Annotated in this window: 21 protein-coding genes and 1 pseudogene; 14 read left to right on the top strand and 8 right to left on the bottom strand. The window is 41.3% G+C overall.

Features of this window, described 5'->3' with window-relative positions:
• Positions 1 to 5 precede the first annotated feature (5 nt).
• The 3 genes from msr(D) to ADH54_RS10670 all read right to left on the bottom strand — a co-directional run bounded on the left by msr(D) (position 6) and on the right by ADH54_RS10670 (position 3,263).
• Positions 6 to 1,469 (bottom strand): ABC-F type ribosomal protection protein Msr(D), encoded by a 1,464-nt coding sequence (gene msr(D), locus ADH54_RS10660; protein WP_000420313.1) that lies wholly within the window; start codon positions 1,467 to 1,469, stop codon positions 6 to 8.
• 20 nt (positions 1,470 to 1,489) lie between these two features.
• Positions 1,490 to 2,707, bottom strand: a complete 1,218-nt coding sequence (gene mef(A) / locus ADH54_RS10665) for a macrolide efflux MFS transporter Mef(A) (protein WP_000417519.1) — start codon at positions 2,705 to 2,707, stop codon at positions 1,490 to 1,492.
• Between the two features lie 385 nt (positions 2,708 to 3,092).
• Positions 3,093 to 3,263 carry a hypothetical protein gene (locus tag ADH54_RS10670; protein ID WP_000873143.1) on the bottom strand — a complete coding sequence of 57 codons (171 nt, stop codon included), beginning with the start codon at positions 3,261 to 3,263 and terminating at the stop codon, positions 3,093 to 3,095.
• A gap of 558 nt (positions 3,264 to 3,821) precedes the next feature.
• On the opposite strand from ADH54_RS10670, the gene ADH54_RS12275 reads away from it, so the two are divergent.
• The 8 genes from ADH54_RS12275 to ADH54_RS10705 all read left to right on the top strand — a co-directional run bounded on the left by ADH54_RS12275 (position 3,822) and on the right by ADH54_RS10705 (position 10,301).
• Positions 3,822 to 3,974, top strand: coding sequence for a hypothetical protein (locus ADH54_RS12275; protein ID WP_193389700.1), 153 nt, complete (start codon positions 3,822 to 3,824; stop codon positions 3,972 to 3,974).
• A gap of 158 nt (positions 3,975 to 4,132) precedes the next feature.
• Positions 4,133 to 4,828, top strand: coding sequence for an AzlC family ABC transporter permease (locus tag ADH54_RS10675; RefSeq protein WP_000659742.1), 696 nt, complete (start codon positions 4,133 to 4,135; stop codon positions 4,826 to 4,828).
• The gene (locus tag ADH54_RS10680; RefSeq protein WP_000253927.1) at positions 4,818 to 5,141 is read left to right on the top strand and encodes an AzlD domain-containing protein; all 324 of its coding nucleotides are present in this window, start codon (positions 4,818 to 4,820) and stop codon (positions 5,139 to 5,141) included. Before ADH54_RS10675 ends, ADH54_RS10680 begins: the two co-directional genes overlap by 11 nt.
• A 103-nt stretch (positions 5,142 to 5,244) precedes the next feature.
• Entirely contained in the window at positions 5,245 to 6,075 is an 831-nt protein-coding gene (locus ADH54_RS10685) for an amino acid ABC transporter substrate-binding protein (protein ID WP_020901826.1), read from the top strand.
• Positions 6,076 to 6,228: 153 nt separating this feature from the next.
• Positions 6,229 to 7,083 (top strand): MetQ/NlpA family ABC transporter substrate-binding protein, encoded by an 855-nt coding sequence (locus ADH54_RS10690; RefSeq protein ID WP_049525119.1) that lies wholly within the window; start codon positions 6,229 to 6,231, stop codon positions 7,081 to 7,083.
• 96 nt (positions 7,084 to 7,179) lie between these two features.
• A complete protein-coding gene (locus ADH54_RS10695) occupies positions 7,180 to 8,553 on the top strand; it encodes a M20 family metallopeptidase (RefSeq protein WP_049525120.1) in 1,374 nt (457 codons plus the stop codon).
• Positions 8,546 to 9,607 carry a methionine ABC transporter ATP-binding protein gene (locus ADH54_RS10700; protein WP_049525121.1) on the top strand — a complete coding sequence of 354 codons (1,062 nt, stop codon included), beginning with the start codon at positions 8,546 to 8,548 and terminating at the stop codon, positions 9,605 to 9,607. The genes ADH54_RS10695 and ADH54_RS10700 overlap by 8 nt, the downstream gene beginning before the upstream one ends.
• A gap of 1 nt (position 9,608) precedes the next feature.
• On the top strand, positions 9,609 to 10,301 hold the full coding sequence (locus ADH54_RS10705; RefSeq protein ID WP_023932463.1) for a methionine ABC transporter permease: 693 nt from the start codon (positions 9,609 to 9,611) through the stop codon (positions 10,299 to 10,301).
• Positions 10,302 to 10,330: 29 nt separating this feature from the next.
• Here ADH54_RS10705 and ADH54_RS10710 read toward each other — a convergent pair whose 3' ends face one another.
• On the bottom strand, positions 10,331 to 10,900 hold the full coding sequence (locus ADH54_RS10710) for an MptD family putative ECF transporter S component (RefSeq protein ID WP_049525122.1): 570 nt from the start codon (positions 10,898 to 10,900) through the stop codon (positions 10,331 to 10,333).
• Between the two features lie 116 nt (positions 10,901 to 11,016).
• On the opposite strand from ADH54_RS10710, the pseudogene ADH54_RS11680 reads away from it, so the two are divergent.
• The 3 genes and pseudogenes from ADH54_RS11680 to nrdI all read left to right on the top strand — a co-directional run.
• Positions 11,017 to 11,211: pseudogene (locus ADH54_RS11680) on the top strand (helix-turn-helix domain-containing protein); the annotation flags it as partial.
• A gap of 60 nt (positions 11,212 to 11,271) precedes the next feature.
• On the top strand, positions 11,272 to 11,802 hold the full coding sequence (locus ADH54_RS10715; protein WP_049525123.1) for an ABC transporter permease: 531 nt from the start codon (positions 11,272 to 11,274) through the stop codon (positions 11,800 to 11,802).
• 77 nt (positions 11,803 to 11,879) lie between these two features.
• Positions 11,880 to 12,350: a class Ib ribonucleoside-diphosphate reductase assembly flavoprotein NrdI gene (gene nrdI, locus ADH54_RS10720; RefSeq protein WP_049525124.1), complete on the top strand. Its 471-nt coding sequence runs from the start codon at positions 11,880 to 11,882 to the stop codon at positions 12,348 to 12,350.
• A gap of 179 nt (positions 12,351 to 12,529) precedes the next feature.
• On the opposite strand, the gene ADH54_RS10725 is transcribed toward nrdI, so the two are convergent.
• The 3 genes from ADH54_RS10725 to ADH54_RS10735 all read right to left on the bottom strand — a co-directional run bounded on the left by ADH54_RS10725 (position 12,530) and on the right by ADH54_RS10735 (position 14,903).
• Entirely contained in the window at positions 12,530 to 13,792 is a 1,263-nt protein-coding gene (locus ADH54_RS10725; protein ID WP_049525125.1) for an NRAMP family divalent metal transporter, read from the bottom strand.
• A 215-nt stretch (positions 13,793 to 14,007) separates the two neighbouring features.
• Positions 14,008 to 14,466: a DUF3021 domain-containing protein gene (locus ADH54_RS10730; protein WP_049525126.1), complete on the bottom strand. Its 459-nt coding sequence runs from the start codon at positions 14,464 to 14,466 to the stop codon at positions 14,008 to 14,010.
• On the bottom strand, positions 14,463 to 14,903 hold the full coding sequence (locus ADH54_RS10735; RefSeq protein WP_049525127.1) for a LytTR family DNA-binding domain-containing protein: 441 nt from the start codon (positions 14,901 to 14,903) through the stop codon (positions 14,463 to 14,465). Before ADH54_RS10735 ends, ADH54_RS10730 begins: the two co-directional genes overlap by 4 nt.
• Positions 14,904 to 15,109: 206 nt before the next feature.
• Between ADH54_RS10735 and mutL the strand changes: the two genes are divergently transcribed.
• From mutL to ADH54_RS10750, 3 genes are all read left to right on the top strand, one after another.
• The gene (gene mutL / locus ADH54_RS10740) at positions 15,110 to 17,059 is read left to right on the top strand and encodes a DNA mismatch repair endonuclease MutL (RefSeq protein WP_049525128.1); all 1,950 of its coding nucleotides are present in this window, start codon (positions 15,110 to 15,112) and stop codon (positions 17,057 to 17,059) included.
• A gap of 128 nt (positions 17,060 to 17,187) precedes the next feature.
• Positions 17,188 to 17,781 (top strand): Holliday junction branch migration protein RuvA, encoded by a 594-nt coding sequence (gene ruvA / locus ADH54_RS10745; RefSeq protein ID WP_049525129.1) that lies wholly within the window; start codon positions 17,188 to 17,190, stop codon positions 17,779 to 17,781.
• A 9-nt stretch (positions 17,782 to 17,790) separates the two neighbouring features.
• On the top strand, positions 17,791 to 18,354 hold the full coding sequence (locus ADH54_RS10750; protein ID WP_000166611.1) for a DNA-3-methyladenine glycosylase I: 564 nt from the start codon (positions 17,791 to 17,793) through the stop codon (positions 18,352 to 18,354).
• 84 nt (positions 18,355 to 18,438) lie between these two features.
• Here the strand turns inward: ADH54_RS10750 and ADH54_RS11690 are convergent.
• Positions 18,439 to 18,586 (bottom strand): SWEET family sugar transporter (locus tag ADH54_RS11690; RefSeq protein WP_239682647.1); only part of this gene is annotated, 148 nt, incomplete at its 5' end.

Genomic DNA, 18,586 nt, shown 5'->3' on the forward strand with positions numbered 1-18,586 from the left:
TAAATTTAATGTTTCAGATTTATTTTCTTATCTCTAATTTCATAAACTACATCTGCTACATTTTCGAGTAATCGTTTATCGTGGGTGATAAACACGATAGTTCCGGTGTACTCCTTCATTAGTATTTCCAAAGCCTCTAAACTTGGTATGTCAAGGAAGTTACTGGGTTCATCCATTATTAGGATGTTATATCTACCCATGAGCATTTTAGCAAGCAACAATTTTATAATTTCTCCACCGCTTAAAACAGATAAACTTTTTCCAATATCGTTCTGTTTGAACCCCATAGATGCTAGCACTGAACGAATTTCTGATATATTGTAGTCACAATCCTTCTGCATAAACTCCATAACATTCTGATTACTGTTGTACTTGTAACCATTCTGTGCAAAGTAACCTATTTTTGCCTTAGGCGAAATAGAAATTCCTTCTTCATGGTTTAAGATCATTTGGATTAAAGTTGTTTTTCCGATTCCATTACCACCAGTTAACGCCACTTTTGCTCCTAACGGAATTTGAAAAGATGCATTTTCAAACAGAGCCTTATCCCCAAATACTTTATTAATTTCTGCACCGACTATAGGGTATGGATTATGGAGCTCCAATGCTTTACTTTGCCTGAAACGAATTCTGCGAATGCCTTCCGGAGCTTCTACTTTTCCTAAGGCCGCAATCCTGTGCTCTAGGGTTTTAGCAGCATTATACATCTTTTTTTCCTTACTTCCTATTGATTTTTGATGAGCTAAACGCCCTCCGTCTTCAGTACTTTTTTTCTTTGAAGAACCTTTTGCCTTCTGTTCTATTTTACGAGCCTGTTTTCGCTTTTCCTCCGCAGCCCTTTCCAATCGGGCACGTTCCGCAATAAATTGTTCGTATTCTGCAGCTTGGCTCTTACGTTCTTCCTCTTTCTGACGAAGATAATCAGAATAGTTTCCCCAATACTCAGTGATTTTGCCATCTTTCAGTTCCCATATTTTATCTACTATTTCATCAAGAAAATAGCGGTCATGGCTAATAACTAACAGTGCACCTGTAAAATATTTTAGCTGTCCTATTAGAAAATCAATTCCTTCACGGTCTAAATGGCTCGTAGGTTCATCCGCTAAAATACCATGAACCTGTGCCGATAAGGCCTGTGCTATTTTAAGCCTTGTTTCTTCACCACCGCTCATAGTCTGTATATTTAATTGCTCAACACCTAGCTTGCCTACAAGTGCAAAATCTTTTTCCTCCTGCAGAGTTACTTCGTCCAACTGGGGAATATAGGCAAGTTCACCCAGACGATTCATTTTACATCCTGGGGGAGTTAATTCTCCTAAAAGTACCCTGAGTAAAGTGCTTTTTCCAGCACCATTTGCTCCTACTAAACCAATACGGTCATAATCATATACTTCTAATTCATTTATATCTAAAACATCGCGTCCTTTGAATTCCACACGAATGTCTTTTGCTTTTAATATTAATTCCATAACATTTCCTCCAATATTGTTTATTTTAAATCTAATTTTCTAACCTCAGTTATCATTTGGCAAACTATAGCAATGCCAATAATTAAAATACCTGATAGTAAAAACCAATGATTTACACCGATTTTATCAGCAAAGAATCCAGAAAGAATTAACCCAATTGGCATAGCAAGTGACATGATACTTCCGATCAAAGAAAATACACGTCCTAAATATTCAGGCTTAATTTTCTCCTGAAAAAGAGCTGTTTGCACACCGCTATAAAATGGCACCGAAAGCCCCATTATTGCACAGCAAACTACGAATATTACAAATCCATTTGGAGGAAGTATTCCCGAAACGGCTAAACTGGTCCCCATTATAAAAAATGAACTTGTTATTAGTAATACATGCTTTTCGAAGCCCCCTAATCTTCCTAATAATAAGCCTCCTGCTAGCATCCCAAATGCAAAGGAAATTTCCGTAATAGAAATATGCACAGGCGTTCCATTAAAGTGTTCCATGCTTATTAAAGGAAATAGTGCATTGATTGGCATATAAACAAAAGTATATAGTGTTCCTAAGAGTAATAAGGCAAACAATCCTTTGTTTTGTCTCAGAACCACAACTCCTTCTTTCATCTCCCTTATGAAATTTGGTTCTAAACTTTGCACTTGATTACCCAGCTTAGGTATACGTACAATTGCTACCGTAATAGATGCAATCACAGCACCCAATACGTCGATGGCAATAATAGCATTTAAATCCCAAACGGAGTATAAGAGTGCTGCAACTGCCGGACTAACAATATAGCTTATAGACTGCAAAGACTGACTATAGCCTGCGCATTTCGTTAGCTGTTCTTCTGGTACTAAAAGTGGTGTAACCGCATTGAGTGCTGGGGTATGAAAAGCTGTTCCAATGCTACGGATAAACAATACTATCATAATCATCCAGACAGGTAGCTCCATACAGAATGCAACAATAGCAAGCACTGCACCAGCTGCTGCGATAATTAAATCGGCACCAATCATTATCTTCTTCCTATCATGACGATCCACTAGCACACCAATGGCAGGTCCCAAAATCGCATAGGGTAAAAAACCTACTAATGAAGCCATAGACAAGACCATCGCAGATCCTGTTTTTTCTGTAAGGTAAAAAATAATCGCCATTTGCAGGATGGCACTAGTGATTAATGATACTGCTTGCCCTGCCCATATTGCATAAAATTTTCGTTTCCAATTGTTGTATTTTTCCATTTATATTATCTCCTGCATATTATTTTGCTTGAATTTCTATTTTGAATAGCATTCTAGGCAATAAAAAATGCAGGCCAAACCCCACAATGTGGCTTTTGGTCTGCATACATACAATTTGGAAACATTCATATTAAAGACATAGTTAAATAAAGGTATAGTTAAATAACCAATATCCTCACCGTAACTAATGAATGCTCAATATCGTATAAATAAGCACAACAAAAAAGCCTATCATCGGGTATAGATTCTGCTTTTTTTATTGCCAGCTTATCTTAAACGCATTGAGGCTGTCATAGTTTCGGTTCCTCCTACATCTTTGTTTATATCAATTTATAGTATAACACAACAAGATGATATGTTCAATATAAAAGTTATGGAATGAGACTCATACTTCCAATTCGATGCCAGATTTAAAGGATATGACGAAGTTTTCTTCATAGACTGTAACGCTCTGGATTATCTTCCTTAGTAGCAAGCGATTAGCTTTCACAAAATCTTCTGTTTGTAGTTTTAAAAATTCATCAGGATTTTCTAACTCAACCTCAAAATATTTCATTTTACATTCCCTCATTTCATTTATTGATAAATTGAGTTTGCAAAAAAGAGTGGACAATTTTTGTCTACTCTTAACCTTTAAAATAGTTTTTTTTAATCGATTTGAAGTTGCCTAAATTATTACTTATTCGGTAAAATGAAGTATTGCTCTCAACAGATTTCCTTCAACTACACTTCACTTGATTCAAACAAGGTGGGTACATTTCTATTCCCACAAACTCCTTGTCAATGGAAACAAACACGTACCCACAGGGTAAATGGAAATAGAAACTGATAATTTCTAGCTATCACTTCTACTCATTCCAAAAATTTTCTCACTCTGATACTTACCCACCATAAAGCAAAAAGCCTTGCAATCAAGGCTTTCATTATCCCTTTCGTTCAAAGGTTTCTAAGCTTTTACGAGCAGAGCGACACACTCAGCGGTTCGCTATCTCCGTTCTGTCTGCGTGCTAGCACTTGTCAATCACGGACAGCTATCGCATGGGCGGAAGTAAATGCTAATCTTCGTCGTTTTACTCCTTGACTAGCAAACTTACCGCCTCAACATGAGGAGTCAATGGGAGCAGTTCAATCCTCTATCGGTGCTATTACGGTTGTTTTACCGAGCTTATTTACAATAGCTTTGGTAACCATTGCTACTAGCTTTGTTTTATTGCTATTTCTTCTAGTTGCCTTTTCCATGCTCTTGAATATCCGTGAAAACATTTAGCGGAGAATTTGTATAATATATGTTTGAGACTGGATTGCCAGTCTTTTTATGATAGCTACAATCAGCAGACTTTTTTCTCTTTCCTGAATGTGTTATAATAGTCCATGCTGTGGCTGGAGTCTTTTCAGCCCATTTATTAAGATAATATGAGGAGAAAGATGAAAGAAAAAGGATTTTGGGAGGGGGCACAGGCAGCCATGCCAACGGCCCTGGGTTATGTTAGTATCGGGCTGGCCTGTGGGATTATTGGTGCGCCCTATGTGACACCTGTTGAGATGGGCTTGATGAGCCTCTTTGTTTATGCCGGGAGTGCCCAGTTTGCCATGCTGGCCTTGATTGCGGTTCAAGCTCCTGTGGCTGCTATTGCTATGACGGTCTTTTTGATTAATTTGCGTCTCTTTTTGTTGAGCTTGCACGCATCAACCTATTTCCGTCATACCAGTCTCTGGCAAAATATCGGTATGTCTAGCCTTTTGACGGATGAGACTTATGGCGTTTTGATGGGCGAGTTAGCCCATACAGACAAGGTCAATCCTATGTGGATGCACGGAAACAATCTCAACAGCTATGTGGCTTGGTTTGTGGGGACAGTTGTCGGAACGGCTCTGGGTGGCCTGCTACCAAATCCAGAAATCTTTGGTTTAGATTTTGCCCTTGTTGGGATGTTTATCGGAATTTTTGCTTCGCAATTCCAGATTATGCAAAGACGGATTCCTGTCCGCAATCTGCTCATTATCCTAGCGGTTGTTGCGGTATCCTTCTTTTTGCTCTTGACAGTGGTGTCTCAGTCACTAGCTGTTCTGTTTGCGACGCTACTTGGTTGTAGCATGGGGGTGGTTTTAGATGGTCAGTAAGTATCTTTTATTAGCAGTTATTTTCTCTGGCTTGGTGACGTGGATTCCCCGTATGATTCCCTTCATCTTGGTCAAGTATAAGGGCTTGCCTGCGATCGTTGAGCGTTTTTTGAAGTTCTTGCCCGTCTCTATTATCTTTGCCTTGATTCTTTCAAGCGTAGTGGCAGGCAAGGTTGGGAGTCTTCCTCAAATCAAATGGCTGGACTTCTTAGCCGTCTTTCCAACAGCTTGGGTAGCCTTTCGCTACCGCAATCTAGTCGGAACGGTTCTCTTTGGAGTGGTCTTGATTGCAGTCTTGCGTTTGGTCTTTTAAATTAGCCATAAAGAAAACCTATCACAGAGATAGATATCATATAATGGCGCAAATGGTCTTTTTCTGTTAAGATTATAAGGTATTCTATTTTGGAGGAAATGACATGAAAAAAATCGTTAAATACTCATCTCTTGCTGCCCTAGGGCTTGTTGCTGCAGGTGTGCTTGCGGCTTGCTCAGGTGGTGCTAAGAAAGAAGGAGAAGCAGCTAGTAAGAAAGAAATTATCGTTGCAACCAATGCTTCACCAAAACCATTCAACTACGAAGAAAATGGCGAATTGACTGGTTATGAAATTGAAGTGGTTCGCGCTATCTTTAAAGACTCTGACAAGTATGATGTCAAGTTTGAGAAGACAGAGTGGTCAGGTGTCTTTGCAGGACTTGACGCTGACCGTTATCAAATGGCCGTTAACAACATCAGCTACACTAAAGAACGCGCGGAGAAATACCTCTATGCAGCTCCAACTGCTAAAAACCCTAACGTTCTTGTAGTGAAAAAAGACGACTCTAGCATCAAATCGCTTGATGATATCGGTGGAAAATCAACAGAAGTTGTTCAAGGGACAACATCTGCTAAACAGTTAGAAGACTACAACAAACAACACTCAGATAATCCAACTGTCCTTAACTACACTAGAGCAGACTTCCAACAAATCATGGGACGCTTGAGCGATGGGCAATTTGACTACAAGATTTTTGATAAAATCGGTGTTGAAACAGTTATCAAGAACCAAGGTTTGGACAACTTGAAAGTTATCGAACTTCCAAGCGACCAACAACCTTACGTTTACCCACTTCTTGCTAAAGGTCAAGATGAATTGAAAACATTTGTAGACAAACGTATCCAAGAACTCTACAAAGACGGAACTCTTGAAAAATTGTCTAAACAATTCTTCGGAGACACTTACCTACCAGCAGAAGCTGATATTAAATAATTTCTTGAAATCATCCATTCTGAATAAGATGGGTGATTTCTCAGTTTTTAGGGATATAGCTTTAAACTATATATCTGACTATCTAATAACAATTTGTGAAATCAAACAAATTGTGAGATACTAGTACGGTATTATTTTTAAGGAGAAAGAATCATGAAAATCAAAAAATGGCTTGGTGTAGCAGCCCTTGCTACAGTCGCAGGTTTGGCTCTTGCAGCTTGCGGAAACTCAGAAAAGAAAGCAGACAATGCAACAACTATCAAAATCGCAACTGTTAACCGTAGCGGTTCTGAAGAAAAACGTTGGGACAAAATCCAAGAATTGGTTAAAAAAGACGGAATCACTTTGGAATTTACAGAGTTCACAGACTACTCACAACCAAACAAGGCAACTGCTGATGGCGAAGTAGACTTGAACGCTTTCCAACACTATAACTTCTTGAACAACTGGAACAAAGAAAACGGGAAAGACCTTGTAGCGATTGCAGATACTTACATCTCTCCAATCCGCCTTTACTCAGGTTTGAATGGAAGTGACAACAAGTACACTAAAGTAGAAGAAATTCCAGCAAACGGAGAAATTGCTGTACCGAACGATGCTACAAACGAAAGCCGTGCGCTTTACTTGCTTCAATCAGCTGGCTTGATTAAATTGGATGTTTCTGGAACTGCTCTTGCAACAGTTGCTAACATCAAAGAAAATCCAAAGAACTTGAAAATCACTGAATTGGACGCTAGCCAAACAGCTCGTTCATTGTCATCAGTTGACGCTGCTGTTGTAAACAATACCTTCGTTACAGAAGCAAAATTGGACTACAAGAAAGCACTTTTCAAAGAACAAGCTGATGAAAATTCAAAACAATGGTACAATATCATCGTTGCGAAAAAAGATTGGGAAACATCACCAAAAGCTGATGCTATCAAGAAAGTGATCGCAGCTTACCACACAGATGACGTGAAAAAAGTTATCGAAGAAACATCAGACGGTTTAGATCAACCAGTTTGGTAATAAGAAACAGGGAGGTGGGAGAGAGAATTCCACCTCTTGCTTTTGTATAGAGCATGGATTGTCAGGAAGAGTAGTTCATAGAAAGGTAGAGAGAATATGGTTTTTCCTAGCGAACAAGAACAGATTGAAAAATTTGAAAAGGATCATGTAGCCCAGCATTATTTTGAGGTTTTGCGTACCTTGATTTCTAAGAAGTCGGTCTTTGCCCAACAGGTGGGTCTCAAAGAAGTTGCCAACTATCTGGGTGAGATTTTTAAGCGTGTTGGGGCTGAAGTGGAGATTGATGAGACTTATACGGCGCCCTTTGTCATGGCACATTTCAAGAGTTCGCGTCCAGATGCCAAGACCTTGATTTTCTACAACCACTATGACACTGTGCCAGCGGATGGGGATCAGGTCTGGACAGAGGATCCCTTTACGCTTTCGGTGCGCAATGGCTTCATGTATGGGCGTGGGGTTGATGATGATAAGGGTCATATCACAGCTCGTTTGAGTGCTTTGAGAAAATATATGCAGTACCACGATGACCTGCCTGTCAATATCAGTTTTATCATGGAGGGAGCGGAGGAATCGGCCTCGACAGACCTAGACAAGTATCTGGAAAAACATGCGGATAAACTCCGTGGTGCGGATTTATTGGTCTGGGAACAAGGAACCAAAAATGCCTTGGAACAGTTGGAAATTTCTGGTGGAAATAAGGGGATTGTGACCTTTGATGCCAAGGTGAAAAGCGCTGATGTGGATATCCACTCGAGTTATGGTGGTGTTGTGGAATCGGCTCCTTGGTATCTCCTTCAAGCCCTACAGTCTCTTCGTGCCGCAGATGGACGTATCTTGGTTGAAGGCTTGTACGAAGAGGTGCAAGAGCCAAATGAACGAGAAATGGCCTTGCTAGAAACTTATGGTCAACGAAACCCAGAGGAAGTTAGTCGGATCTATGGATTGGAGTTGCCTCTCTTACAGGAGGAGCGGATGGCCTTTCTAAAACGTTTCTTTTTCGAGCCAGCCCTTAATATCGAAGGGATTCAGTCAGGTTATCAAGGACAAGGAGTTAAAACGATTTTGCCAGCAGAAGCCAGTGCTAAGCTAGAGGTTCGTCTGGTTCCGGGCTTAGAACCGCATGATGTTCTGGAAAAAATTCGGAAACAGCTAGACAAAAATGGCTTTGATAAGGTAGAATTATACTATACCTTGGGAGAGATGAGCTATCGAAGCGATATGAGCGCACCAGCCATTCTCAATGTGATCGAGTTGGCTAAGAAATTCTATCCACAGGGCGTTTCAGTCTTGCCGACGACAGCGGGGACAGGGCCTATGCATACGGTCTTTGATGCCCTAGAGGTGCCTATGGTAGCCTTCGGTCTAGGAAATGCCAACAGCCGAGACCACGGTGGAGATGAAAATGTGCGAATCGCCGATTACTACACCCATATTGAATTAGTAGAGGAGCTGATTAGAAGCTATGAGTAGAGATATTATCAAGTTAGATCAGATCGATGTGACTTTTCATCAAAAGAAGAGAACCATCACAGCGGTCAAGGATGTGACTATTCACATCCAAGAAGGGGATATCTACGGAATCGTTGGATATTCTGGAGCAGGGAAATCAACCCTTGTACGGGTGATTAACCTCTTGCAAAAACCATCTACAGGGAAAATTACCATTGACGACGATGTGATTTTTGATGGCAAGGTGACCTTGACGGCAGAACAGTTGCGTCGTAAACGTCAAGATATCGGGATGATTTTCCAGCATTTTAACCTGATGAGCCAAAAGACAGCAGAGGAGAATGTAGCCTTTGCCCTTAAACATTCTGGACTCAGCAAGGAAGAAAAGAAGGCTAAAGTAGCTAAGTTGTTGGACTTGGTCGGCTTGGCAGATCGTGCTGAAAACTACCCTTCACAACTATCTGGAGGGCAAAAACAGCGTGTGGCCATTGCGCGTGCTTTGGCAAATGATCCAAAAATCTTGATTTCAGACGAGTCAACTTCTGCCCTTGACCCTAAGACAACCAAGCAGATTTTGGCCTTGTTGCAAGATTTGAACCAAAAATTAGGCTTGACAGTTGTCTTGATTACGCATGAAATGCAGATTGTCAAAGACATTGCCAACCGTGTAGCAGTTATGCAGGACGGACATTTGATTGAAGAGGGTAGTGTCCTTGAAATCTTCTCAGACCCTAAACAACCTTTAACTCAAGACTTTATCTCAACAGCCACAGGTATTGACGAAGCCATGGTCAAAATCGAGAAGCAAGAAATCGTGGAACACTTGTCTGAAAATAGCATTTTGGTACAGCTCAAGTATGCAGGTGCTTCAACAGACGAGCCACTTTTGAATGAATTGTACAAGCATTATCAAGTAACGGCTAATATTCTCTATGGGAATATCGAAATTCTTGATGGTACTCCTGTTGGAGAATTAGTTGTGGTCTTGTCAGGTGAAAAAGCAGCCTTGGCAGGTGCCCAAGAAGCCATTCGTCAAGCAGGCGTACAGCTAAAAGTATTGAAGGGAGGACAGTAAGATGGAATCATTGATTCAAACCTATTTACCAAATGTCTATAAGATGGGTTGGTCTGGTCAAGCTGGCTGGGGGACAGCTATCTACTTGACTCTTTATATGACGGTTCTTTCCTTTATCATCGGAGGTTTCTTAGGACTGGTTGCAGGGCTTTTCCTTGTCTTGACAGCTCCAGGTGGTGTCTTGGAAAATAAGGTCGTTTTCTGGATTTTGGATAAAATCACCTCTATTTTCCGTGCGGTACCATTTATCATTCTCTTGGCAGTCTTGTCACCCTTCTCTCATCTAATCGTAGGAACAAGCATTGGTCCAAATGCGGCTATCGTACCGCTATCTTTTGCGGTCTTTGCCTTCTTTGCCCGTCAAGTGCAGGTTGTCTTGGCTGAGCTAGATGGTGGTGTCATTGAGGCGGCTCAAGCGAGCGGAGCGACTTTCTGGGACATCGTGGGTGTTTACCTATCAGAAGGTCTTCCAGACTTGATCCGCGTGACAACTGTGACCTTGATTTCTCTTGTTGGGGAAACAGCTATGGCTGGTGCGGTTGGAGCCGGTGGTATCGGTAACGTAGCCATCGCTTATGGATTTAACCGCTACAATCACGATGTGACCATCTTGGCAACCATCATTATCATTTTGATTATCTTTGCAATCCAATTCTTGGGAGATTTCCTGACCAAGAAATTAAGTCATAAATAAAAAAGAGCTGTTTGGCTCTTTTTTAGTAATCAGATTTTCTGTGCAAATTTTTTACTCAAGGCTTGTCCAATCAAGGCACCCACTAGGGCTCCGATGACAATACTTGCGATAAATAGAAGGACGGTTCCAGGATTTGGCGCGACCATGATACGGTCGATATATTCTTTGGATTTTCCTCTTGCTAGAAGGGTTGCCATATAGGCTTGGGGCGCAATCCACATAAGTAAGATTGGACCAGTTGAGCTAAAGGCAAAGAAGATGAAAGAAAGGAAGTTCTTTGTTTGGTCCTTGTATTTTCCTAGGTTAGCTACTCCATCTGCTAGGAGACCACAGATAATTCCAGGAAGGAAGGCACCGGCACCGTGTTTAGTTCCCAAGAAAAAGAGAGCAATAACAAGGCCGATAGTGGTAATGGCTCCAAAGCGCGGAACTTTTGCGACTAGGATCATATAGACGCTACCGCCGACAAGGGCAGTAAAGGCAGGCGCATAAAACATGTTTCCAGTTTGGTCAAAGAAATTGCCCAAAAGGACACCAATCCCCATGCAGAGGAAGTAAAGAACTGCAAAAAGAAGTGTAGTTAAGATAGATTTTTTCATGAATTGTCTCCTGATCATTTTTTCACAATTCTCATTTTACCATGGTTTGGTGGGATTGTAAATGGGCGCAGCATCGAAGTTAATAGTCAGGTATTTCGGAATTTGAAGGTATCAAGTCAAGTTTAGCAGAGCTTTTAAACAAACAACGCATTAAGGATGCCCAACAACTCTTGCTTTCGACTAGTGACAGTATTGAAGATATTTGCTATGCTGTTGCTTACAGTAACCTTGGATATTTCTATAAAGTGTTCCGAAAATTGTGCGGAAAATCGCCAAAAGCCTACCGAAAACAGGTAGAAACGATACTATAAGATTTGTATTCCTTTACAAAAAGTGCTATAATATCAATAATAATATCAGGAGGTTCTATCATGAAAAAGAAACCGATTTATCTATGGGTCTTGCTAATTTTGTCTGCCCTTATTTCAGCTACGTCTCTGTTTGGAATCTTGAGTCCCTTGCCTAGCAAAGAAGCTCTTCGTGCCGCTCAGAAACAAGTTGCAGGGGTCAGTGCTCAGCAATTAGAAGACAACATCAATTACACCTATAGAGTAGCAGAATCAACTCATTCTATTTTTAATATGGCTTTGATTGTGCTATCTGCTATTTTAGTTGTAGTAGCGATTGTCTTCCTTGTTCGTAAGAATTTGCAATATGCAAACTATACTTATGTCGGCTATGTTTTGTTAGCTATTATTGGTTCGATTTATAGCTATGTGACTTTACAAGACGCTGTGCAGTTAGTTCACGATGAGACCATGCGTTTAGGGATAAGTGTTATTTCACAAGCCGTTAGCATTTTCTATATCGTCATCAATATTCTCTTCCTAGCCCTTGTCTTCTATAAGATGTGGCGACAACAGAAAGCCTTGGCAGAAGAGGAAACAGAAGAAGTTGCTTAAGTATTGACAAAAAAGAGCTATCAAGTTACAATCTTGGTAGTTCTTTTTCGATTAAAAATAAAATCATGGAGGTACATATGAAGACAATTTCTTTAGTTTATATTAGTTTGAGTGGCAACACTGAAAGTTTTGTGACGCGCTTGAAAGACTATCTCTTGTCCCAGTACGAGGGAATTGAGGTTCAAAAGATTCATATCAAGGATTTGGTCAAGGAAGGCCACGATTTCTATGAGATGGATAATCCTTATGTTGCTTTTTTGCCAACCTATCTCGAAGGTGGGAATGGCGTGGATAACGGAGATGTTGAGATTTTGACGACACCCGTTGGGGATTTTATCGCCTATGGTGACAATGCTAGTAAGTGTTTTGGTGTGGTTGGTTCAGGAAATCGTAACTTTAATAACCAATACTGCCTGACAGCCAAGCAATACAGTCAACGTTTTGGTTTCCCTGTCTTGGCTGATTTTGAAATGCGAGGTATGCTGGGAGATATCAAACATGTCGCAGCTATTATCGCAGATTTGTATGAGTTGGAAAGAGAGAATTAAGGTAGTTATAAGAGGCAGTTGGGATTTGCTAACTGCTTTTTGAGTATAAGCAGTCTTTGAGAATGTAAAAAAAGCATAAGTTCAGGTCTTCAAAACCTTGTTCTTATGCTTTTTATCATAGAAATATTTGCTGAATTTTCTCTTGAAATGAAACCTTATCTTCATCTCGCGCTTGTCCGTTATCCTGCTTTTCCGATTGCGAGTGCGTAGATAAAGAAGATGGCGAAGCCAAAGAGGAAAATCAATCCTGCAATAGCAAGGTGTTTGAGCCAAGAAGGAAGATTTTTGTTTTCATGCGTTACCAAGGCGTAGTTTAAAAGAGCGAAGAATGGTGTTGTCAGGAAAGAACCAATCATAGCAAAGCGGAGCATGGTTGAAACCTGACCAGCGAAAAACTTGATAATGACAATACCGATGATAGCAGTGATGGTCATCCAGATGTTCAAAGATTTACTACTGTCTTCTTTTTGACTGATTAGCAGTCGGAGAGATTCCTGATTGACACGAGAGTAACCATCGATAACAGTAATAACTGTTCCAAAGATACAGAGGAAGGCAATAAAGGTAATCAAGTAACGGGACCATTCGCCAAGAACAGAGGCATACATGCCCACGAATTGAGAGATGTATTTGGCTGAAGCAGCTTCAACTGCTTGCCCTGTAGGATATTGAATCAATGCTCCCAGTGCTACAAAGAACACAGCTAGGATAGCTGTTCCAATGTAACCAACGTTAAAGTCAAATAGAGCGTCCTCGGTGTTAAAGTTGACGGTCTTTTTCTTTTCAGCAGACCAAAGTGAATTGATAGCTGAAATTTCAATAGGAGCCGGCATCCACCCTAAGAGGGAAACGATGAAGGGTAGAGCTGCCATTTGCCAAGGTGTTTTCTCGACAAAATTAGAACTGTATTCTGGATGCTTGACCGCCGCGATGATAACTGCAAGAACAGTTGCAATGGTTAAAGCTGACATGATCCATTTTGCCATGCCGTCTAAGAGTTTGTAGCCTCCGAAGAGTAGCATAGCCCAAATGACTGCAACGAGAATGAGGGACCATTGAGTGATGCTCAGACCGATCATTGGGAAGGCGCTGGCGATGATAGCTGAGCACAGAATGGCGACACCAGCTGTGTTGACCATAGCCGAAAAGATATTGAGGATAAAGAAAATCCAGAGATAGAGTTTTCCTTTTTCGGCATAACCTTCAACCAAAGTCTTTCCAGTATCAGCGGTGTATTCAGCACCAAAACGGAAAAATGGATATTTAAAGACATTGGCTAAGATGACCAAGAGAAGTAGAGACCACCCGTAAGAACCACCAGCTTGAGTAGAAGATACAATGTGAGAACCGCCAACAGCGGCAGAAGCCATTAGGATTCCAGGCCCCATTGCTTTTAGTTTACTTGTCCAGGTTGATTGATTTAACGAAATAGCTTGCGACATGATAGATGCTCCTTTTTGAATTTTCAGAATAATCTGGATATGTAATCTATATTCTACAAAAAACTTTGGGAAAATGCAAGAATATTTTGAAAAAAGATAGAAAATTACAGAAAATTTACAAAGAAGATCTGAAAATAACTGCTATGATAGCAAGCTACAGCAGGGTAAAGCAAAACCGAGAAGTTTCTTTCTCGGATTCGCTTATTATGAGTTTCTTACTTTCTATGCTCTAAGAGTTGATTGATGTGATCTACTTTTTTAGCCTCTCTTTTATAGGAAATAGTCCAAATGATGAGGTAGACAATCGCAAACTCGATAATGAGTTGGAGATAGAAAATCCAGTGAAAAGGAAACCAACCTGCTAGGGTTGCTAATGGGATAAATCCGACTAGCATGAGAAAAAAATGAGTCAGAGTCGCACGGAGCAAACTCCAGTCACGGCTGAATAATCGTTTACCAAAGTTGAAGAGAATACCGATGGCTGCCCAGATAAGAGTACAGTAGAGCAAGACCAGGGCACCGTGAATCTGATGTTGGGTCATCACTTGGCCGACGAGAGATTCAGGGCTAAGTGGAGCGTAGGTATTTGGTGCATAAATGAGTGAAAAGATGATAGAGAGGATGAGGCCGATGAGGACACCAGTAGCTGCGTCGTGGAAGATTTGTTTTTTCATAGTTCTAATTTCTCCTTGATGGTTTTTAGATAACGGCGTGAAGAGTAGGTGAAGCTTTCGTTTTTCAAGAAAATTTCTACTAGGCCGTTGGGGGTGAGCTTGAGATGAGAGATGAAATCGATATTGATGATTTCTGATTGGGAAATTTGGATAAAAGTTGTTGGCAGAATTTCAAGGACCTGATAGAGTCGCAAATCAATGCTGTAGGTCTGATTCGCGGTTTCTGCTAGAACCTTCCGATTCTCGATATAGAAGCGCTGAACCTTACCAATCTTAACTAGATAGACCTGATTATCGATTTTCCCTTTGATTGTTTCTGTTCGGTCCAGATTTTCTGCGAACTCTATGACTTTCTGGATTTTATCTGTCGGCTGAGGTGCTTGGACAATCAGCTTTTCCTCTTCGTAAGTTTCACTAATCTGTAGTTCTACTTTCATAAATTTCTCTCCTTGTTTTTTATACAAAATTGTGATCACTTCTTGTACATCTTTATTAAACACTATTTTTCAGCCCCTTGCAAGGGACTTTGTCTATGTGGATGGATTTGGCTCCTATGTGGCGCTTGCTTTTCTGTCCCATCTGAAATATGGTATAATAGCACTAATCAATTTCTAGGAAAATAGATACGGAAAGGGGCTGAAAAATGTCTCATATTATTGAATTGCCAGAGGTACTGGCAAACCAAATCGCGGCAGGAGAGGTCATTGAACGTCCTGCCAGTGTGGTCAAAGAGTTGGTAGAAAATGCTATTGACGCGGGCTCTAGTCAGATTATCATTGAGATTGAGGAAGCAGGTCTCAAGAAGATTCAAATCACAGATAATGGTCATGGAATTGCCCACGATGAGGTGGAGTTGGCTCTGCGTCGTCATGCGACCAGTAAGATAAAAAATCAGGCAGATCTCTTTCGGATTCGGACGCTTGGTTTTCGTGGTGAAGCCCTGCCTTCTATCGCTTCTGTTAGTGTCTTGACTCTGTTGACGGCGGTGGATGGTGCAAGTCATGGGACTAAGTTAGTCGCGCGTGGAGGTGAAGTCGAAGAAGTCATCCCAGCGACTAGTCCTGTGGGAACAAAGGTTTGTGTGGAGGACCTCTTTTTCAACACGCCTGCCCGCCTCAAGTATATGAAGAGTCAGCAAGCGGAGTTGTCTCATATTATTGATATTGTCAACCGTCTGGGCTTGGCCCATCCTGAGATTTCTTTCAGCTTGATTAGCGATGGCAAGGAAATGACGCGGACAGCAGGGACTGGTCAACTGCGCCAAGCTATCGCAGGAATTTATGGTTTGGCGAGTGCCAAGAAGATGATTGAAATTGAGAATTCTGACCTTGATTTCGAAATTTCAGGTTTTGTGTCCTTGCCTGAGTTGACTCGGGCTAATCGCAACTATATCAGCCTTTTCATCAATGGCCGTTATATCAAGAATTTTCTGCTCAATCGTGCTATTCTTGACGGTTATGGCAGTAAGCTCATGGTAGGACGTTTTCCACTGGCTGTCATTCATATCCATATCGACCCTTATCTAGCGGATGTCAATGTGCATCCAACCAAGCAAGAGGTGCGGATTTCCAAGGAAAAAGAACTGATGACGCTGGTCTCAGAAGCTATTGCAAATAGTCTCAAGGAGCAAACTTTGATACCTGACGCCTTGGAAAATCTTGCTAAATCGACCGTGCGCAATCGTCAAAAGGTGGAGCAGACCATTCTCCCACTCAAAGAAAATACGCTCTACTATGAGAAAACTGAGTCGACAAGACCTAGTCAAGCTGAGGTGGCTGATTATCAGGTAGAATTAACTGAGGAAGGGCAAGACTTGACCTTGTTTGCCAAGGAAACCTTGGACCAGCTGACCAAGCCAGCAAAACTGCATTTTGCAGAGAGAAAACCTGCTAATTACGACCAGCTAGATCATCCAGAGTTAGACCTTGCGAGTCTTGATAAGGCTTATGACAAGCTGGAGCGAGAAGAATCATCCAGCTTCCCAGAGTTGGAATTTTTCGGGCAAATGCACGGGACTTATCTTTTTGCCCAAGGGCGAGATGGACTCTATATCATAGACCAACATGCGGCTCAGGAACGGGTTAAGTACGAGGAGTACCGTGAAAGCATTGGCGATGTTGACCAGAGCCAGCAGCAACTCCTAGTGCCCTATATCTTTGAATTTCCTGCGGATGATGCCCTGCGTCTCAAGGAAAGAATGGCACTTTTGGAGGAAGTGGGCGTCTTTCTAGCAGAGTACGGAGAAAATCAATTTATCTTACGCGAACATCCTATTTGGATGGCAGAAGAAGAGATTGAATCAGGCATCTATGAGATGTGCGACATGCTCCTTTTGACCAAGGAAGTTTCTATCAAGAAATACCGAGCAGAGCTAGCTATCATGATGTCCTGCAAGAGATCTATCAAGGCCAATCATCGTATCGATGACCATTCGGCTAGACAGCTCCTCTATCAGCTTTCTCAATGTGACAATCCCTATAACTGTCCCCACGGACGTCCTGTTTTGGTGCATTTTACCAAGTCAGATATGGAAAAGATGTTCCGACGTATTCAGGAAAATCATACCAGTCTCCGTGAGTTGGGGAAATATTAAACGAATACTCTTTGAAAATCTCTTCAAACCAGGTCAGTTCTATCTGCAATATCAAAGCTGTGCTTTGAGAAACCTGTGGCTAGCTTTCTAGTTTGCTTTTGATTTTCATTGAGCATAAAAGGAAAACTATGTACGAATATTTAAAAGGAATCATTACCAAAATCACTGCTAAATACATTGTTCTTGAAACCAATGGTATCGGTTATATCCTGCATGTGGCCAATCCTTATGCCTATTCAGGTCAGGTTAATCAGGAGGCTCAGATTTATGTGCATCAAGTCGTGCGTGAGGACGCTCATCTGATTTATGGATTTCGCTCAGAAGACGAGAAAAAGCTCTTTCTCAGTCTGATTTCGGTATCTGGGATTGGTCCTGTATCAGCTCTGGCCATTATCGCTGCCGATGACAATGCTGGCTTGGTTCAAGCCATCGAAACCAAGAATATTACCTACTTGACCAAGTTCCCTAAAATTGGCAAGAAAACAGCCCAGCAGATGGTGCTGGACTTGGAAGGCAAGGTAGTAGTTGCTGGAGATGACCTTCCTGCTAAGGTCGCAGTGCAAGCAAGCGCTGAAAACCAAGAATTGGAAGAAGCCATGGAAGCCATGTTGGCTCTGGGCTACAAGGCAACCGAGCTCAAGAAAATCAAGAAATTCTTTGAAGGAACGACAGATACAGCTGAGAACTATATCAAGTCGGCCCTTAAAATGTTGGTCAAATAGGAGCAGAGCATGACAAAACGTTGTTCGTGGGTCAAGATGACCAATCAGCTCTACATTGCCTATCATGATGAGGAGTGGGGGCAGCCCCTCCATGATGACCAAGCATTGTTTGAGTTGTTGTGTATGGAAACCTATCAGGCAGGCCTGTCTTGGGAAACGGTACTAAACAAACGTCAAGCTTTCCGAGAAGCATTTCATGGCTATCAAATTCAAGTGGTCGCAGAGATGACTGACACCGAATTGGAAGCTTTGCTGGATAATTCAGCTATCATCCGAAATAGAGCCAAGATTTTTGCTACACGCGCTAACGCCCAAGCCTTTCTACGACTACAGGCAGAATATGGCTCTTTTGATGCCTATCTTTGGTCTTTTGTTGAGGGGAAAACTGTCATTAATGATGTTCCCGATTATCGCCAAGCCCCAGCTAAAACCGCTTTGTCTGAGAAATTAGCCAAAGATCTCAAAAAAAGAGGTTTCAAGTTCACAGGCCCAGTCGCCGTCTTGTCTTTTCTACAGGCTGCAGGACTAGTTGATGACCACGAGAATGATTGTGAATGGAAAAGCAGGAATTAGTGTGTACAGGTAACTAGCATATCTGAGAATATAGAAAAAAGCTGAGAAATTTTTCCCAGCTTTTTATATATACTATTAGATTTGTTAGAGTGAAGTCAAAAAAGTGATTCCACCTAAAATAACACCAGCTGAATTTGGAATGATTAGTATCCAATCCTTCTTAGGTTCCTTTGTCCATCCATAAATAACCCAGATTAAGCAAGATATAGCAGCTGATAAAGGTTGAAATGGT

This window comes from Streptococcus pseudopneumoniae, from assembly GCF_001072315.1.
GTDB lineage: Bacteria > Bacillota > Bacilli > Lactobacillales > Streptococcaceae > Streptococcus > Streptococcus pseudopneumoniae_R.

Bases quoted from the DNA above. Each gene is read 5' to 3' on its own strand.
- ADH54_RS10670 (WP_000873143.1), bottom strand. From the start codon at position 3,263: ATGAAATATTTTGAGGTTGAGTTAGAAAATCCTGATGAATTTTTAAAA.
- ADH54_RS10700 (WP_049525121.1), top strand. From the start codon at position 8,546: ATGAGTAGAGATATTATCAAGTTAGATCAGATCGATGTGACTTTTCAT.
- ADH54_RS12275 (WP_193389700.1), top strand. From the start codon at position 3,822: ATGGGAGCAGTTCAATCCTCTATCGGTGCTATTACGGTTGTTTTACCG.
- ADH54_RS10680 (WP_000253927.1), top strand. From the start codon at position 4,818: ATGGTCAGTAAGTATCTTTTATTAGCAGTTATTTTCTCTGGCTTGGTG.
- ADH54_RS10750 (WP_000166611.1), top strand. From the start codon at position 17,791: ATGACAAAACGTTGTTCGTGGGTCAAGATGACCAATCAGCTCTACATT.
- mutL (WP_049525128.1), top strand. From the start codon at position 15,110: ATGTCTCATATTATTGAATTGCCAGAGGTACTGGCAAACCAAATCGCG.
- ADH54_RS10675 (WP_000659742.1), top strand. From the start codon at position 4,133: ATGAAAGAAAAAGGATTTTGGGAGGGGGCACAGGCAGCCATGCCAACG.
- ruvA (WP_049525129.1), top strand. From the start codon at position 17,188: ATGTACGAATATTTAAAAGGAATCATTACCAAAATCACTGCTAAATAC.
- nrdI (WP_049525124.1), top strand. From the start codon at position 11,880: ATGAAGACAATTTCTTTAGTTTATATTAGTTTGAGTGGCAACACTGAA.
- ADH54_RS10710 (WP_049525122.1), bottom strand. From the start codon at position 10,900: ATGAAAAAATCTATCTTAACTACACTTCTTTTTGCAGTTCTTTACTTC.
- ADH54_RS10715 (WP_049525123.1), top strand. From the start codon at position 11,272: ATGAAAAAGAAACCGATTTATCTATGGGTCTTGCTAATTTTGTCTGCC.
- ADH54_RS10735 (WP_049525127.1), bottom strand. From the start codon at position 14,903: ATGAAAGTAGAACTACAGATTAGTGAAACTTACGAAGAGGAAAAGCTG.
- ADH54_RS10705 (WP_023932463.1), top strand. From the start codon at position 9,609: ATGGAATCATTGATTCAAACCTATTTACCAAATGTCTATAAGATGGGT.
- ADH54_RS10725 (WP_049525125.1), bottom strand. From the start codon at position 13,792: ATGTCGCAAGCTATTTCGTTAAATCAATCAACCTGGACAAGTAAACTA.
- ADH54_RS10730 (WP_049525126.1), bottom strand. From the start codon at position 14,466: ATGAAAAAACAAATCTTCCACGACGCAGCTACTGGTGTCCTCATCGGC.
- ADH54_RS10695 (WP_049525120.1), top strand. From the start codon at position 7,180: ATGGTTTTTCCTAGCGAACAAGAACAGATTGAAAAATTTGAAAAGGAT.
- ADH54_RS10685 (WP_020901826.1), top strand. From the start codon at position 5,245: ATGAAAAAAATCGTTAAATACTCATCTCTTGCTGCCCTAGGGCTTGTT.
- ADH54_RS10690 (WP_049525119.1), top strand. From the start codon at position 6,229: ATGAAAATCAAAAAATGGCTTGGTGTAGCAGCCCTTGCTACAGTCGCA.